Source organism: Mesorhizobium sp. M1252 (assembly GCF_040318265.1).
Classification (GTDB): Bacteria; Pseudomonadota; Alphaproteobacteria; order Rhizobiales; family Rhizobiaceae; genus Mesorhizobium.
The window spans coordinates 38,603-54,414 of the sequence record NZ_JAMYLX010000016.1 but is presented as its reverse complement, the minus strand read 5'-3'; the positions used below and the strand labels follow the sequence as shown (position 1 = coordinate 54,414).

Sequence of the window (15,812 nt, the reverse complement as noted above, 5' to 3'; positions counted from 1 at the left end):
CATGGTGCCGAAGCTCGTCATCCGAAAGGACCTGAGGTAATGGTCGAACTAACGCTTCCCAAGAACTCCAAGGTGCAGCCGGGCAAGACCTGGCCGAAGCCGGAGGGCGCCACCAACCTCAGGGAATACCGCATCTACCGCTGGTCGCCCGACGATGACGAGAACCCGCGCATCGACACCTATTTCGTCGACATGGACGATTGCGGGCCGATGGTGCTCGACGCGCTGCTCTGGATCAAGAACAAGATCGATCCGACGCTTGCCTTGCGCCGCTCATGCCGCGAAGGCATTTGCGGCTCCTGCGCCATGAACATCGATGGCTCCAACACGCTGGCCTGCACCAAGGGCTGCGACGACATTTCCGGCGCCGTCAAGGTCTACCCGCTGCCGCATATGCAGGTGGTCAAGGATCTGGTGCCCGACCTCACCAATTTCTACGCCCAGCACGCCTCGATCCAGCCATGGCTGAAGACAGTGTCGCCAGAGCCGGCCAAGGAATGGCTGCAGAGCCATGAGGATCGCGAAAAGCTCGACGGGCTCTACGAGTGCATCCTGTGCGCCTGCTGCTCGACCTCGTGCCCGAGCTATTGGTGGAACGGCGACCGCTATCTCGGCCCGGCGACGTTGCTGCAGGCCTATCGCTGGCTGATCGACAGCCGCGACGAAGCCACGGGCGAACGGCTCGACGATCTCGAAGACCCGTTCCGGCTCTACCGCTGCCACACCATCATGAACTGCGCCCAGACCTGCCCGAAGGGGCTCAACCCGGCCAAGGCGATTGCCGAGATCAAGAAGATGATGGTGGAGCGGCGGGTTTAGTTGAGGCGAGTTCGCTCGCGGCAATCTCGAACGCGGCGATCCTTCGCGCGCCCCTCTGTCCTGCCGGACATCTCCCCCACGGGTGGGGAGACTGGCCGTCATCGCGGCTTTCGCCAATCTCCAAGGTTGAAGGATGGCGCGCTGTCGGCGAAGCTGCCGATCTCCCCCCGCGTGGGGAGATATCCGGTAGGACAGAGAGGTGGGCGCTGTCTCGCCGGCGCTAGAAAGGATACTCAACCCAATGAGCGAAGAGCTTCCAATCCTCAATCCCGTCGAAGCCCGTGTGCTCGGCTGCCTGATCGAGAAGAAGGAGCTGACGCCGGATGTCTATCCGCTGACGCTGAATGCAGCACTTGCAGCCGCCAACCAGAAGACGGCGCGCGAGCCTGTCATGGCGCTCGAGCCGACAGAGGTGCATCGGACGCTGAAGTTGCTCGAGCAGAAGGGGCTGGTGCGGCAGATGTTCGGCTCGCGCGTCGAGCGCTATGAGCATCAGATGGCGCAGCGCTTCTCGCTGACGAGGCCGCAGACCGCGGTGATCGGCCTGCTTTTGCTGCGCGGTCCGCAGACGGTGCATGAGCTGCTGGCGCGAGCTGAGCGCATGGCGCGGGTTTCGTCGATCGAAGACCTGCGCGCTGAACTCGACATGCTGATCGGCCGCCGCCCACCGCTCGTCCAGGAAATACCGCGCGGGCCGGGGCAGCGCGAGGACCGTTTTGTGCATCTGCTCGCCGGCCCCGTGGACGTTGCTGCCCTCTCTGCACAACGGAGTTCGCCGGTCCTGCCGGCCTCTGACCTGGAAGCAAGGATTGAATCGCTGGAGCAGGAAGTCGCAGCGCTTCGCGCCCGGCTTGATGCGCTGGGGGCTTAACTATCACCGGAGCGTTGGCGCGACGGATCGCTGGCCTCTGAAAATGCAAACGCCGGCGTTAAGCCGGCGTTTCTCACTTCGAATCCCTTCGTTTCACCCCAGCTTCGCGTCGAGCGATACTTTGATGGCGCCGAGTGCCTTCGAAACCGGGCACTCCGCCTTGGCCTTCTCGGCCAGTTCCTTGAACTTCGCCGCATCGATGCCCGGTACCTTGCCGATCAGGGTGATGGCGCTGCCGGTGATGCCGGTGCCGGGGACCAGCGTCACCACCGCCTTGGCGTCGAGTTCAGTGGCGGGCGTGCCGTTCTCGGCCAGGAAATGCGACAGCTGCATGGCGTAGCAGCCGGCGTGTGCCGCCGCGATCAACTCTTCGGGATTGGTGCCGGATTTGCCGCTCTCGTCCTCGAAGCGAGCCTTGAACGAATAGGGCGTGCCCTTCAAGGTGCCGCTCTGGCTGTCGAGCGTGCCCTTGCCTTCCTTCAGATTGCCTTTCCAGACGGCGTTTGCGGTGCGGTCCATAAAATTCTCCTTGATTACAGCGACAGCGCCGGCCACGCGGCGTTCCCTCCAACTATAGCGCGGCGGCAGGGGAAGACCACCGCGCTGTTTCGGCCGGATGCGACGCCGGCGTGCCCTGCAAATTTTTTCTGAAAAATGTGCGTGCAAAAATGTCGACTTGCATCGGCGCCGGCCGTCCTGCGAGCGTCCACGGATTCTCGTGGCGGATGGAGATCCAAGATGAACAATCTGTTTTCTGCCCATTGGAACGACGCCGACAAAAGCGCGCGTCTACACGAGATCGACTGCTCGCGACCTTCCGGCTTCGGCCGGCTGCTTGCTGCGGTCGCTGTGATCGGCATTGCGGTCTGCGTGCTCGACCACGCTGCTGCCGGCAGGGATGCCGCCGGCGCCGTGATCGCATATGCTTCGTCACAGCAAGGGAGCTGGAAATGAAATATGTCTGTCTGGTCTACGGCGAGGAAAAGGACCTCCATGCCATGACGCCGGAGCGTCTGGCCAAGCTCGACGCCGATTCGATGGCCTATGATCGGTCATTGGACCAGCAAGGCAAGCTGATCATCGCGCAGGCGCTGCAATCGGTGAAGACGTCGAAGACGGTGCGGCGGCGCCAAGGCAAGCGGCTGATCACTGACGGTCCGTTTGCCGAAACCAAGGAGCAGTTGCTTGGTTTCGTCATGATCGAAGCCGACACTCTCGACAAGGCGCTGGAGATCGCCGGCAAAATTCCGCTGGCTGAAATCGGCACCGTCGAAGTCAGGGCGATCTACGACGTGCCGGGGTCATAGGCGGCGGCGACGTCATGCAGGCCGGCGGATCATATCCGCCGCCTTCTCGGCGATCATCACCACTGGCGAGGCGGTGTTGCCGGAGACGATGCGCGGCATGATCGACGCGTCGATGATCCGCAGCCCCTCGATACCGGTCACGCGCAGGTCCGGGCTGACGACGGCGCGGTCATCGATGCCCATCCGGCAGGTGCCGACCGGGTGGAAGATGGTCGTGGCGATCGAGCCGATCTGGTGCAGCAGGTCCTCGTCCGACTGGTGGGCGAGACCAGGCAGGATTTCTTCCGGATGGAAGCCGGCAAGAGCCTTGGCGGTCATGATGCTGCGCGCCTGGCGCACCGAACGCAGCGCGATCTCGCGGTCGCGCGCCGTAGAGAGGTAGTTCAGCCGGATCTCCGGCTGCACGGCCAGCTCGCGCGTCGTAGCGTGCACCGAGCCGACGCTCTCGGGCCGCAGATTGCAGACCGACATGGTGATTGCCGGGAACGGGTGCAGCGGGTCGCCCAGCCGGTCGGTAGACAAGGGCTGGACGTGGTACTCCAGGTCCGGCGTCGCCATCGACGGATCGGATTTCGAGAACATGCCGAACTGGCTCGGCGCCATCGACATCGGTCCCGAGCGGCCAAAGGCATATTGCAGCGCGATCTTCGCCTTGCCGCTCAGGCTGTTGGCTAGCGTGTTGAGCGTCAGCGCCGACGACACTTTGTAGACAGTGCGGATCTGCAGATGGTCCTGAAGGTTCTCGCCGACATTGGGGCTGGCGTGAACCACATCGATGCCGAGCGCGGCGAGGCGATCCGGCTCGCCGACCCCGGAAAGCTCCAGCAGTTTCGGCGTGTTGATCGAGCCGGCAGTCAGCAGCACCTCGCTGGCCTTTGCCTCGATGGTTTGGCCGCCGACGCGATAACAAACGCCGATAGCACGCTTGCCCTCGAACAGCACTGTCTCGACATGCGCGTTGACGACCAGCCTGAGGTTCGGCCGTCGCAGCGCCGGGCGCAAGAATGCCTTGGCTGTGTTCCAGCGCACGCCCTTGCTCTGGTTGACTTCGAAGAAGCCGGACCCCTCATTGTCGCCGTCGTTAAAATCCTCGCGCGGCGTGATGCCGAATTCCTTGGCCGCCTCCTGCACCGTGTTCAGGATCGGCCAGGACAGGCGTTGCCGCGCCACTTTCCATTCGCCGCCGGAACCGTGCAGCTCGGTCTTGCCGCCATGATGGTCCTCGGATTTGAGGAAATAGGGCAGCACATCGTCCCAGCCCCAGCCGACATTGCCCATCTGCCGCCAGCCATCATAGTCCGCCGCCTGTCCCCGCATGTAGATCATGCCGTTGACCGAGGTGCAGCCGCCCAGCACCTTGCCGCGGGGATAGACCAGCGAGCGGCCGTTCAGGCCGGCTTCGGGGGCAGTCTTCATCATCCAGTCGGTGCGCGGATTGCCGATGCAATAGAGATAGCCGACCGGGATATGCACCCAGTGATAATTGTCGCTGCCGCCGGCCTCGAGCAGCAGCACGCGCGTCGCCGGGTTTTCGCTCAGGCGATTGGCCAGCACGCAGCCGGCGGTGCCTGCGCCGACAATGATGTAGTCGTAGTCGCCATCGAGCCGTTGGGTCATTGCGGTGGTTTACTCGGCGGTGTTCTACTCGGTTCTGCGGCGTGTTCGGCCCAGAACGATCGCAGCGTATCGGCAAGGCCGCAATAGGCGCGATAACGCCTGTTGTAATGGTCCTGCATGGCCGGGTTCGGACGGTAGGCGGCGCTTGACCGGGTCATGGCGTCGACGCCGGCCTCATAGTCGGCGAACAGGCCGGCCGCGACCCCGGCGCCGATTGCCGCGCCAAGCGCGCCGGTCTCGCGCGCCTCAGGCACGGTGATCGGCACCCCAAGCCCGTCGGCGAAGATTTGCGGCCAGTGCTCGCTGCGCGAGCCGCCGCCGGACAGGACCGCCTTGTCGAAGCTGACACCGGCGTCCTTCAGGACATTGATGTGGCGCCTATGCTCGAACATCACGCCCTCGAACAGCGCGCGCAGCATATGGCCTTCCTTGTGCCAGCCGGCAAGGCCGTAGAAGCCGGCGCGGTATTCGGCCCCTTGCCACGACCCGTAGAGAAACGGGTGGAACATCGGATCGTCCCAGGCCGGCGTCACCGCGCCGACAGCCGCATTGCAGTGGCCGAACGGATCGTCATAATGGGCACCGCGCTCGACGCGAAGTCGGCGTTATCGCTAAGCGGTTGCATCATTAGTGCCCGTGACGAGCGACCTGAACCCAGGACGTCCGATCTCGGCGTCTGGATGATTAGGGGGCCAGCTCTGTTTTCTCATCAGATACAATTCTTGCGTGTTGAAGCAACGCCGGAGTTCTCCTATCGTCGCCGCAATTTTCGGGGGAATTCGACATGCCTTTCCTGATTGCTATTCTCGGCGTGCTGGGAGCCGGGGCGTTCTGGTGGTATCGCATGAAGGCCATGAACGAAGCCGCGCGCGAGGTCGCCGACGTCGTCGGCCGCGTCCAGGGCAACATAAGGCGCAAGAAGCTGCGCAAGCAGGCGGCGCTGTCGCCGCTGACGGCGATCGACGATCCGGTGGTGGCGGCGGCAACGCTGATCACCGCACTGGCAGCGGAGCACGGCCCGATCCTGCCGAAGCGCGAAACGGTCATCCGCGAGGTGATCTCGCAGATTGCGGACAACCAGAAGAAGACCGATGAAGCCGTCGTCTACGCCAAATGGGCCGCGGCGCAGATCGACGACACGACGATCGTCATCGACAAGCTGGCGCCCTTCCTGCGCGAGCGCCTCGATCCGCATGAGCGCGAAGATCTGCTGCAGATGCTGGATCGTGTTGCCAAGAGCGGCGAGCAGAGTTTCAAGGTCGCCGACCAACGCATGCTGCGACTGCGGCAGAAGCTGGGGTTTGAGGTCAACTGAGAAACAGCCCGGGCGCATGTCATTCTGGATAGCGAGCGTGGTAGGATCGGCTGCCGCTTACCTTATCGGCTCTACGCCTGCCGGCTATCTGGCGGGGAAACTGCTTAAGGGCATCGATATCCGGGAGCACGGCTCCAAGTCCACCGGTGCGACAAATGTATTGCGCACACTCGGGAAATGGCCAGCATTGGTGGTGCTTCTGGTGGACGTGCTGAAAGGGGCGGCAGCGGTCATCTTTGCCCGTTGGTTTTGTTTCTGGTCCTCCGCAACGCCGCCGTCGGCAATATCTGATATGCCCGTTTGGGCTCCTTGGATTGTATGCTTGGCCGGACTCGCTGTTTTGCTTGGGCATAGCCGTTCGATCTGGCTGAATTTCACCGGCGGCAAATCGGCTGCGACGGGGGTTGGGTGTTTTGTTGGCGATGTCCTGGCCTGTGGGCCTAGGCGCGGCGACGGCATTTGCCGTGGTGTTGGCAGTTTCCCGAATTGTGTCCCTGAGTTCGATGCTGGCGGCGCTCACCGCGATCGCCCTCGTCGGCGGCATGGGACAACCATTGCCCTACCGGTTGCTGGTCATCGCCGGCGGCATCTACGTGATCGTGCGCCACCGCGCCAACATTGCGCGGCTGACGTCAGGAGCCGAGCCGCGTCTATGACAAAGCGGCACTCATTCCCGGCCTAAATCGCCTCACCCTTGAGCAGCCGTGGTGTGCCGTTGGACAACCCCGACGCCTGGCGGATGAAGAACTCCTTCAGCCTGGGCATCCGTTCGACAAGGCCGAGGCCTATGTCGCGGAGCTGGCGCAGCGGGCCGATGTCGTTGGAAAACAGCCGGTTCAGCACATCTGTGGTGACGCCCATCTGCACCGTGTCGAAGCGGCGCCATTGCTGGTAGCGCTCGAGCACGTCGAGCGCGCCGATATCCTGTCCCAAGCGATCGGCCTCGACCACCACTTCGGCAAGGGCCGCCACATCCTTGAAGCCGAGATTGAGGCCCTGGCCGGCGATCGGGTGGATGCCGTGCGCGGCGTCGCCGGCAAGTGCTACGCGCGGGGCGACGAAGGCGCGCGCGATGGTCAGGCCGAGCGGCCAGGCGCGCGGCTTGTCGGTGACGCGGATTTCGCCGAGCTTCAGGCCGAAGCGCATTTCAAGCTCCTGCTCGAAGACGAGGTCGTCGCCCGAGACCAGCTTCTCGGCATCCTCGGAACGTTCGACCCAGACCAGCGACGAACGGTTGGTGCCGTCCTCGGTGGGCTTGAGCGGCAGCGTTGCAAACGGGCCGGCCGGCAGAAAATGCTCTTCGGCGCGGCCATTGTGCGGGCGCTCATGCGCCACCGTGCAGACGATGCCGGACTGGCCATATTCCCATTTCACCGTCTTGATGCCGGCCATGTCGCGCAATTTGGAATTGACGCCGTCGGCGGCGACCAGCAGCCGCGCCTTAATCGCCGCGCCGTCGGCCAGATGCACGGTGATGCCGGCGCCATTGCCGTCGAACGATGCGACCGCGACACCTTCGATGATGTCGATGCCGAGCTTTTGCGCGCGGCGGCGCAAGGCGCCGTTCAGGTCCTTGTTGGTGACCATGTGGGCGAACGGTTCGCCCGGCGCGACCTCGCCATCGAAGGTGAGAAACACCGGACGCACCGGATCGGCGGTGCGCGAATCGGTGACGATCATCTCGGTGATCGCCTGCGATTGCCCGACGATTTCCTGCCAGACGCCGAGCTGGTCGAGCATGCGGCAGGCGGCGGCGGCGATCGCCGAGGCGCGGCGGTCCTTCTGCCAGACGCCGGCGGGGGCAGCATCAACGACCGCCACGGCGAGGCCCGGCCGCGCCTGTTTCAGCGACACGGCGGCGGCGAGGCCGACATAGCCGGCGCCAGCGACCAGCACGTCGAGCGGGTTTTTTGCGTCCGTGTTGCGGTTCGCCATGTCAATTCCTTTCGAAGTCTCGACCATCCCCGCCCACTGGGGCATTCCGGCCTTGACTGCCCGCCATTCCTGTCGGAAACCGCCATAGCATCTTACGGCGAGGTCACGAAGCATGACGGCGGCCATGGACGAGCTTCTCAGCATTCTCGACCTCGAGCAGCTGGAACACAATCTGTACCGTGGTCGCAGCCCCAAGCTCGACTGGCAGCGCGTTTTCGGCGGCCAGACCATTGCCCAGGCGCTGGTCGCCGCGCAGCGCACCGTCGAGCCCGAGCGCCACGTGCATTCGCTGCACGGCTATTTCATGCGGCCCGGCGACACCAAGGTGCCGATCGTCTACGAGGTCGACCGCATCCGCGATGGCGGCTCCTTCACCACGCGGCGCGTGGTGGCGATCCAGCACGGCCAGGCGATCTTTTCGCTGGAAGCCTCGTTCCAGCAGGATGAGGTTGGCCTTGAGCATCAGCTGCCGATGCCGCGCGACGTGCCGCCGCCCGACAGCCTGTTGTCGCAGCGCGAATTGCTGGGCAAGTTCGGCGAGGCGGTGCCGGACGGCATCAAGCGCTATTGGGAGCGTGACCGGCCGATTGAGATGAAGCCGGTGATGCTGAAGCATTACACCAGCCGCGAAAAGCTGGAGCCGCAGCAGAACATCTGGATCCGCACCACCGGCCCGGTGCCGGCCGACCGCGGCATCCAGGCGGCGGTGCTTGCCTACCTCTCCGACATGACGCTGCTCGACACCTCGACCTTTGCGCACGGCCGCGCCATTTTCGACCGCGACATCCAGGCGGCGAGCCTCGACCATGCGATGTGGTTCCATCGCAGCCATCCGCTCGATGACTGGATCCTATACACGCAGGACAGCCCCTCGACGCAGGGGTCGCGCGGCTTCACCCGCGGCTCGCTGTTTGCCCGCGACGGCACGCTGATCGCCTCGGTTGCCCAGGAAGGCCTGATCCGGCTGAAACGGCCGCCTGCCGAATAGGCATTTTCGAAAAATTGCCTACTTTTTAATCAGTGACTGTCCGTTGACAGTGCGCACCGTGCCGCCGGGACTCGAGCAATCCGTTTATTTACAATGAGTTAACACCCTGCTTCGGCAACTGGCACGGAGCTTGAATCCTGTTGGGCACTCTCCGGGCTTTTTGGGATCGGTGAAGGTGTGCAAACGCGGGGGACCGCAACAGCAAAGGGTGAAACCTTATGAAAATCGTGATGGCAATCATCAAGCCGTTCAAGCTCGACGAGGTGCGCGAAGCGCTCACCGCCGTCGGCATCCAGGGCCTGACCGTCACCGAAGTCAAAGGCTACGGGCGTCAGAAGGGACACACGGAAATCTATCGCGGGGCGGAATACGCGGTCAGTTTCCTGCCGAAAATCAAGATCGAAGTCGCGGTCAGCACAGACCTGGTCGACAAGGCCGTCGAAGCCATCACGGCGGCGGCCAAGACCGGCCAGATCGGCGACGGCAAGATCTTCGTCTTCGGCATCGATCAGGCGGTGCGCATCCGTACCGGCGAAACAGACACCGACGCACTTTGAGCGGCGAACACGTATTCCAATGGAGAGTTCAATGAATATACCTTCCACCTTGAAGTCAGTGGCACGCTCCGCGCTGCTGGGCTCCTTAGCGCTCGGAGCATTGGGCACGGTTGCTGCCTTCGCGCAGGAGGCGGCTCCCGCCGTCGCGGCGGCAGCGCCAGCAGCGCCGGCTTTTACTGTCGACAAGGGCGACACCACGTGGATGATGATTTCCACCGTGCTGGTGCTGTTGATGACCATTCCCGGCCTTGCGCTTTTCTACGGCGGCCTGGTTCGTACCAAGAACATGCTGTCGGTGCTGATGCAGGTCTTCACCATCACCAGCGTGGTCATGATCATCTGGGTCTTCTACGGCTACAGCCTCGCCTTCACCCCGGGCAACGCCTTCGTCGGCGGCCTTTCGAAGATGTTTCTCTCCGGCGTCAACGTATCGACGCTTTCGGAAACCTTCAGCAAGGGCGTCGCCATTCCTGAACTGGTGTTCGTCGTCTTCCAGATGACCTTCGCCTGCATCACGCCCGCCCTGATCGTCGGCGCATTCGCCGAACGCGTCAAATTCTCCGCCTTGATCCTTTTCGTTATCCTATGGGTGACGTTAATCTACTTCCCGATCGCGCACATGGTCTGGTTCTGGGGCGGCCCGAGCGCCTATGCCGACCCGTCCGGCCTGATCTTCAGCTTCGGCGCCATCGACTTCGCCGGCGGCACGGTCGTTCACATCAATGCGGGCATTGCCGGTCTCGTCGGCGCGCTGATGATCGGCAAGCGCATCGGCTACAAGAAGGACATCATGGCGCCGCACTCGATGACGCTGACCATGGTCGGCGCTTCATTGCTGTGGGTCGGCTGGTTCGGCTTCAACGCCGGTTCGAACCTCGAAGCGAACGCCTATGCGGTGCTGGCGATGATCAACACCTTCGTCGCCACGGCGGCGGCGGCAGTGGCCTGGATCGTGCTTGAATCGCTGCTGCGCGGCAAAGCCTCCATGCTCGGCGCTGTTTCGGGCGCGGTCACCGGCCTCGTCGCGATTACGCCGGCTGCAGGTTTTGCCGGCCCGATGGGCGCTATCGTGCTTGGCATCGTTGCCACCTTCGTCTGCTACTTCTTCGTCTCGGTGGTGAAGAACACGTTCGACTATGATGACAGCCTCGATGTCTTCGGCGTCCACTGCGTCGGTGGCATCATCGGTGCGCTAGGCACTGGCATTCTGGTCAATCCCTCCCTCGGCGGCGCCGGCATCGTCGACTATTCGACGGCCGACTTCGCCGCCGGCTATGCCGGCACGGCCACGCAGCTCTTGGCGCAGGGCAAAGGCGTCCTGGTAACCCTGCTGTGGTCGGGCATCGGCAGCGCCATCCTCTACAAGGTTGTCGACTTGATCATCGGTCTGCGTCCGACAGCCGACGCCGAGCGCGAAGGCCTCGACCTGACTTCGCATGGCGAAGCGGCCTACCACTCGTAAGCCTTGCGGGGCGGCCTCGGCCGCCCCGCATTCTCCCATCCCGTCGTGACGCTCCCGAAAGGAGTTCACGCTTTGAGGCCCGGGTCATTCCGGGCCTCTCTTTTTGGCAACCGTGCTGGCAGGCCTCGGTCCCTGCGCAATCACGTTCTAGTGATGGCCGCCGGCGGGGAGACGTCGACCGGATTGGTTCCGAACTGTTGAGACTGCCTACAGTGGAGTGAGCAAGATCGTGGCTCTGGGTGCGTATAGTTAATGCGGCCTTAACCTTCCCCCCGATAGTCTGACATCCGAATCTGCCGGAGTGCGTCATGCGCCCGGCCACTCCATGACAGACGGGGAACGAAGCATGCGTTCAGGGGCTTCAGCACCGCTCGCGCTGACCGATACGGGGCACGGCATCCAGGCATTCGCGCGGCGCCAGGTCGGGCGGCTGGTCGGCGCCGGCCTGTTTGCGCTGGTCGCCTTTGGCGTCGCGGCGCTGGCGACCTGGAACGTCGCCGATCCCAGCTTCTCGCACGCCACCGCCAACATCGTCACCAACGCCATGGGTTATGCGGGCGCGGTATTCTCCGACCTCGCCATGCAGTTCTTCGGCCTTGCCGCGGTCGCCGCCCTGGTGCCGGCGGTGATCTGGGGCTTTCTCCTGTTTTCGGCGCGCGGCGTCGACAGGCTGCCGAAGCGCGGCCTTGCCTGGTTCGGCTTCGCGCTGCTCGCGGCGGCGATGGCCGGCTGCGTGGTGCCGCCCAAGACGTGGCCGTTGCCGACCGGCCTCGGCGGCGTGTTCGGCGACATGGTGCTCAATATTCCGGGCCTGGTCATTGGCGGCTACCCGACCGGCATCGTTGCCAGCGTCATTGCCATGGTGCTCATTGCGCCGGCGCTGTGGCTGTTTGCCTATGGCTCGGCGCTGATTGCGCGCAAGAACGGCTTTGCCGTCATGGAGCGCACCGCGGAGCCCGATCCCCGAGAGGACGACCTGCTCTTCGACGAAGACGAGGACGAGGGCGACGAGGGGATACTGGCGCTCGGCGCCGTTACCCACTGGTGGCTGTCTTTCCGCGCCTGGATGCATCGCCGGGCTGTGCGCCGCCAGCAGGAGCGCGACGAGTTCAAGCCGGAGATGGAGCAGCGCTCCACCGCATGGCGCCGAGCCGCCGAACGGGTCGAATCGGCGGAATTCGCCGAAGCGCGGATGAGCCCGGATGGCCGCGCCCGCGTCGAGCCGGAATTCTTCGCCGCCATGGTCAATGACCGCAGCGTTTCCGTCGATCCGGACGATGACGACGTCCTCGATGCCGGTTTCGACAATGGCGACCAGGAGGTCGAACTCGACGACGAGCCGGTCCAGCGCCGTGCCGCGCCGAACGCCAAGGTGCAAAACTTCCGGTCAGATGCGGCGACCCGCGTCGCCGCACCTGCGCCGCGTCCCGCTCCCGGCGCGCGCGTCCAGCGCGAGGCGCAGACCTCGCTGATCGGCTCGGAAACATTCGAAATGCCGTCGCTGCATTTCCTGTCGGAGCCGAAGAACGTGGTGCGCGACGCCAGCCTGTCCAAGGACGCGCTGGAGCAGAATGCGCGCCTGCTCGAAGGCGTTCTGGAGGATTTCGGCGTCAAGGGCGAGATTATCGCGGTACGGCCCGGCCCGGTGGTCACGCTCTATGAGTTGGAGCCGGCGCCCGGCATCAAATCGTCGCGCGTCATCGGCCTGTCCGACGACATCGCCCGCTCGATGAGCGCGATTGCCTGCCGCGTCGCCGTGGTGCCCGGCCGCAACGCCATCGGCATCGAATTGCCGAATGCCAAGCGCGAGACCGTCTATCTCCGGGAGATCCTGGCCAGCCGCGATTTCGAGACGACCAAGTCCAAGCTGGCGCTGGCGCTGGGCAAGACCATCAATGGCGAGGCGGTGATCGTCGACATCGCCAAGATGCCGCATGTGCTGGTCGCAGGCACCACCGGCTCCGGCAAGTCCGTCGCCATCAACACCATGATCCTGTCGCTGCTCTACAAGCTGACGCCGCAGGACTGCCGGCTGATCATGATCGACCCGAAGATGCTGGAACTTTCCGTCTATGACGGCATCCCGCACCTTCTGACGCCGGTGGTCACCGACCCGAAGAAGGCCGTGGTGGCGTTGAAATGGACGGTGCGCGAGATGGAGGACCGCTACCGCAAGATGTCCAAGGTCGGCGTGCGCAACATCGACGGCTTCAACGCGCGCGTGCAGTTGGCTGAAAAGAAGGGCGAAAAAATCTCGCGCACCGTGCAGACCGGCTTCGACCGCCAGACCGGCGAGGCGATCTACGAGACCGAGAACCTCGATCTCGAGCCCATGCCCTACATAGTGGTCATCATCGACGAGATGGCCGATTTGATGATGGTCGCCGGCAAGGACATCGAAGGCGCGGTGCAGCGCCTGGCACAGATGGCGCGCGCGGCCGGCATCCATGTCATCATGGCGACGCAGCGTCCGTCGGTCGACGTCATCACCGGCACCATCAAGGCCAATTTCCCGACCCGTATCTCCTTTCAGGTGACGTCGAAGATCGACAGCCGCACCATTCTGGGCGAGCAGGGCGCCGAGCAGCTGCTCGGCATGGGCGACATGCTGTACATGGCCGGCGGCGGCCGCATCCAGCGCGTGCACGGCCCGTTCGTCGCCGACGACGAGGTCGAGAAGATCGTCGCCCATCTGAAGCTGCAGGGCGTGCCCGAATATCTCGACGCCATCACCGAGGATGACGGCGAGGACGATGACGAGCCGTCGGGCAAGGGCGGCGCTGGCGGTGGTGGCAACAGCAATTTCGAGGATTCCGACGATCCCTACGACCAGGCGGTCTCGGTCGTGCTGCGCGACGGCAAGGCGTCGACCAGCTATATCCAGCGCCGGCTCGGCATCGGCTACAACCGCGCCGCCTCGATCATCGAGAAGATGGAGAAGGAAGGCATTGTCGGCCCGGCCAACCATGCCGGCAAACGCGAAATTCTGGTGCCGACCGAGGACGACAAGTTCTGATCAGCCGATACGGCCCGGCGGCAACCTTGAACCTTTTGGCGCGTTACAGCGACTGAGCGCTGTCCGGCCCGCCAAACTTAAGTCTAACTGGGGGTCCACGGACTGCAACGAGACACACACCACACGAGAGTGACCGGCATGAAAAACGATCTTTCCGCGATCAGCGATTTCGCTCCAAACCGTCGCCAGTTGCTCGGCCTTGGCCTGATGCTTGCCGGCGCCGCGGCCATCAACGTCGTGCCGGGGTTCCAGCTCTTGGCCTCGGCGCAGGCGGCTGTGCCGCCGACGGCGCAAAAGATCGCCGACCATTTCTCCTCGGTCAAATCGATGAGCGGCGAGTTCGTCCAGTTCGGCCCCAACAACCAGCAGACCGGCGGCAAGTTCTTCCTTGAGCGGCCAGGCAAGATTCGCTTCAACTATGACGGCAAGTCGAATTTCCGGGTGATTTCCGACGGCAAGTCGGTGGTCATCCTCAACAAGCGGCTGAAAACGTCCGATCTCTATCCGTTGTCGAAGACGCCGCTGAAGCTGTTGCTCGACACCAAGATCGACCTCTCGGGGGGCCGCGTGAAATCGATCAAGGAAGAGAGCGACCTCACCACCATCCAGCTTGCCGACAAGTCGGTGTTCGGCAATTCGAAGATCACTATGATGTTCGATCCGAAATCCTATGATCTGCGCCAGTGGACCATCACCGACGCGCAGGGCAAGGACACCACGGTGATGATCTACAACACCAAGGAAGGCGTCAGCTTCCCTGCGGACACCTTTGCCATCGACTATGCGGCGAACCGCGAGCTGAACACCAACCAGCGCTAGATGCGGTGAGGCCGGCCTGCCAATGGCGATCTCCTGCGCTTCCGGTGCTCACGTGGTTTAAGTACGCTCCGCTCCGGTTCTCGGAGACCGCCTTTCGACTCGGCCTGACCTGAATCAGAGCCGCCGCCCGCAAAGGCTGGCTTGTGTTTGTGGCGCTCGGCTGGCAGTAGATCGGCGACCTTGTTCGGACCGCCGCATGCCCTTCTCCATCGCCACCTGGAACATCAACTCCGTGCGCCTGCGCATGCCGATCGTCGAGCGGCTGCTGACGGAGCAGGCGCCCGATGTGCTTTGCCTGCAGGAGACGAAGGTTCCCGACGAGCTGTTTCCGGAAAAGGCGTTCCGCAAGGCCGGCTACGAGCACATCGCATTCCATGGCCAGAAGGGCTATCACGGCGTTGCGACGGTGGCGCGGCGGCCGATCGAGATTGTCGAGAAACGGCGCTTCTGCGAGATCGATGACAGCCGGCATCTGTCGGTCAAGGTGCAGGCCGGCGGCAAGGCAATCCTGGTCCACAATTTCTACGTGCCGGCCGGCGGCGACGAGCCCGATCCGGAGATCAACCGCAAGTTCCGCCACAAGCTCGATTTCGTTGCCGAGATGAACGCCATCCGCGCCGCGCATGACGAGGTGTCGGCCTCGATCCTGGTCGGCGACCTCAACATCGCTCCGCAGGAGCACGATGTCTGGTCGCACAAGCAATTGCTCAACGTCGTCAGCCACACGCCGGTCGAGACGCAAAATTTCGACGCGATGCGGATCGCCGGCGACTGGGTCGACCTGATGCGGCTCGACGTGCCGCCAGAGCAGAAGCTCTACACCTGGTGGAGCTATCGCGCGCGGGACTGGGAAGCCTCGAACCGCGGCCGCCGGCTCGACCATGTCTGGTCGTCACCGAACCTGGTGCCGAGCTTTGCCGGCTATGAGATCCTGCGAGAGGCGCGTGGCTGGGAGCGGCCCTCGGACCATGTGCCGGTGATTGCGCGGTTCGACCTGGATTAGGCGGGCCGATATTCAGGTGAGGCCGGCCTGCAAATGGCCGATACCTGCGCTTCCGGTGCTCGCGTACTTTGAGTACGCTCCGCTCCGGTTCTCGGTATCAGCC

14 protein-coding genes and 2 pseudogenes are annotated in these 15,812 nt (G+C 63.7%); 12 read left to right on the top strand and 4 right to left on the bottom strand.

The annotated features are described in order from the left end of the window. Positions 1 to 39 precede the first annotated feature (39 nt). Positions 40 to 819 carry a succinate dehydrogenase iron-sulfur subunit gene (locus tag NKH22_RS25865; RefSeq protein WP_023670510.1) on the top strand — a complete coding sequence of 260 codons (780 nt, stop codon included), beginning with the start codon at positions 40 to 42 and terminating at the stop codon, positions 817 to 819. A 241-nt stretch (positions 820 to 1,060) separates the two neighbouring features. Next, positions 1,061 to 1,690: a YceH family protein gene (locus NKH22_RS25860; protein WP_352911586.1), complete on the top strand. Its 630-nt coding sequence runs from the start codon at positions 1,061 to 1,063 to the stop codon at positions 1,688 to 1,690. A gap of 93 nt (positions 1,691 to 1,783) precedes the next feature. Here the strand turns inward: NKH22_RS25860 and NKH22_RS25855 are convergent, their stop codons facing one another. After that, on the bottom strand, positions 1,784 to 2,209 hold the full coding sequence (locus tag NKH22_RS25855) for an OsmC family protein (RefSeq protein WP_023726055.1): 426 nt from the start codon (positions 2,207 to 2,209) through the stop codon (positions 1,784 to 1,786). A gap of 219 nt (positions 2,210 to 2,428) precedes the next feature. On the opposite strand from NKH22_RS25855, the gene NKH22_RS25850 reads away from it, so the two are divergent. Beyond that, complete coding sequence (locus tag NKH22_RS25850; protein ID WP_023687714.1) at positions 2,429 to 2,644, top strand: hypothetical protein; 216 nt, start codon at positions 2,429 to 2,431, stop codon at positions 2,642 to 2,644. Next, positions 2,641 to 2,997 carry a YciI family protein gene (locus NKH22_RS25845; RefSeq protein WP_023698373.1) on the top strand — a complete coding sequence of 119 codons (357 nt, stop codon included), beginning with the start codon at positions 2,641 to 2,643 and terminating at the stop codon, positions 2,995 to 2,997. Before NKH22_RS25850 ends, NKH22_RS25845 begins: the two co-directional genes overlap by 4 nt. A 12-nt stretch (positions 2,998 to 3,009) precedes the next feature. Here the strand turns inward: NKH22_RS25845 and NKH22_RS25840 are convergent, their stop codons facing one another. Then, positions 3,010 to 4,614, bottom strand: a complete 1,605-nt coding sequence (locus tag NKH22_RS25840; RefSeq protein ID WP_352911582.1) for a GMC family oxidoreductase — start codon at positions 4,612 to 4,614, stop codon at positions 3,010 to 3,012. Further along, positions 4,611 to 5,201 (bottom strand): annotated as a pseudogene (locus NKH22_RS25835) (FGGY-family carbohydrate kinase); the annotation flags it as partial. The pseudogene NKH22_RS25835 and the gene NKH22_RS25840, both read right to left, overlap by 4 nt. A gap of 197 nt (positions 5,202 to 5,398) precedes the next feature. Here NKH22_RS25835 and NKH22_RS25830 point away from each other — a divergent pair. Further along, positions 5,399 to 5,929, top strand: a complete 531-nt coding sequence (locus tag NKH22_RS25830; protein ID WP_023670503.1) for a hypothetical protein — start codon at positions 5,399 to 5,401, stop codon at positions 5,927 to 5,929. Between the two features lie 16 nt (positions 5,930 to 5,945). Further along, positions 5,946 to 6,585 (top strand): annotated as a pseudogene (plsY, locus tag NKH22_RS25825) (glycerol-3-phosphate 1-O-acyltransferase PlsY). Between the two features lie 22 nt (positions 6,586 to 6,607). Here the strand turns inward: plsY and NKH22_RS25820 are convergent. After that, a complete protein-coding gene (locus NKH22_RS25820; RefSeq protein ID WP_023826894.1) occupies positions 6,608 to 7,864 on the bottom strand; it encodes a ubiquinone biosynthesis hydroxylase in 1,257 nt (418 codons plus the stop codon). Positions 7,865 to 7,976: 112 nt separating this feature from the next. Between NKH22_RS25820 and tesB the strand changes: the two genes are divergently transcribed. From tesB to xth, 6 genes are all read left to right on the top strand, one after another. Then, positions 7,977 to 8,852 carry an acyl-CoA thioesterase II gene (tesB, locus tag NKH22_RS25815; RefSeq protein ID WP_023687727.1) on the top strand — a complete coding sequence of 292 codons (876 nt, stop codon included), beginning with the start codon at positions 7,977 to 7,979 and terminating at the stop codon, positions 8,850 to 8,852. Between the two features lie 218 nt (positions 8,853 to 9,070). Beyond that, positions 9,071 to 9,409: a P-II family nitrogen regulator gene (locus tag NKH22_RS25810; RefSeq protein ID WP_023670499.1), complete on the top strand. Its 339-nt coding sequence runs from the start codon at positions 9,071 to 9,073 to the stop codon at positions 9,407 to 9,409. Between the two features lie 31 nt (positions 9,410 to 9,440). Further along, positions 9,441 to 10,871 (top strand): ammonium transporter, encoded by a 1,431-nt coding sequence (locus tag NKH22_RS25805; RefSeq protein WP_352911579.1) that lies wholly within the window; start codon positions 9,441 to 9,443, stop codon positions 10,869 to 10,871. Positions 10,872 to 11,217: 346 nt separating this feature from the next. Beyond that, positions 11,218 to 13,887, top strand: a complete 2,670-nt coding sequence (locus tag NKH22_RS25800) for a DNA translocase FtsK (RefSeq protein WP_352911576.1) — start codon at positions 11,218 to 11,220, stop codon at positions 13,885 to 13,887. Positions 13,888 to 14,025: 138 nt separating this feature from the next. Further along, the gene (locus tag NKH22_RS25795) at positions 14,026 to 14,706 is read left to right on the top strand and encodes an outer-membrane lipoprotein carrier protein LolA (RefSeq protein WP_023670496.1); all 681 of its coding nucleotides are present in this window, start codon (positions 14,026 to 14,028) and stop codon (positions 14,704 to 14,706) included. Positions 14,707 to 14,902: 196 nt separating this feature from the next. Then, entirely contained in the window at positions 14,903 to 15,709 is an 807-nt protein-coding gene (gene xth / locus NKH22_RS25790) for an exodeoxyribonuclease III (protein ID WP_023670495.1), read from the top strand. The last annotated feature ends 103 nt before the right edge of the window (positions 15,710 to 15,812 follow it).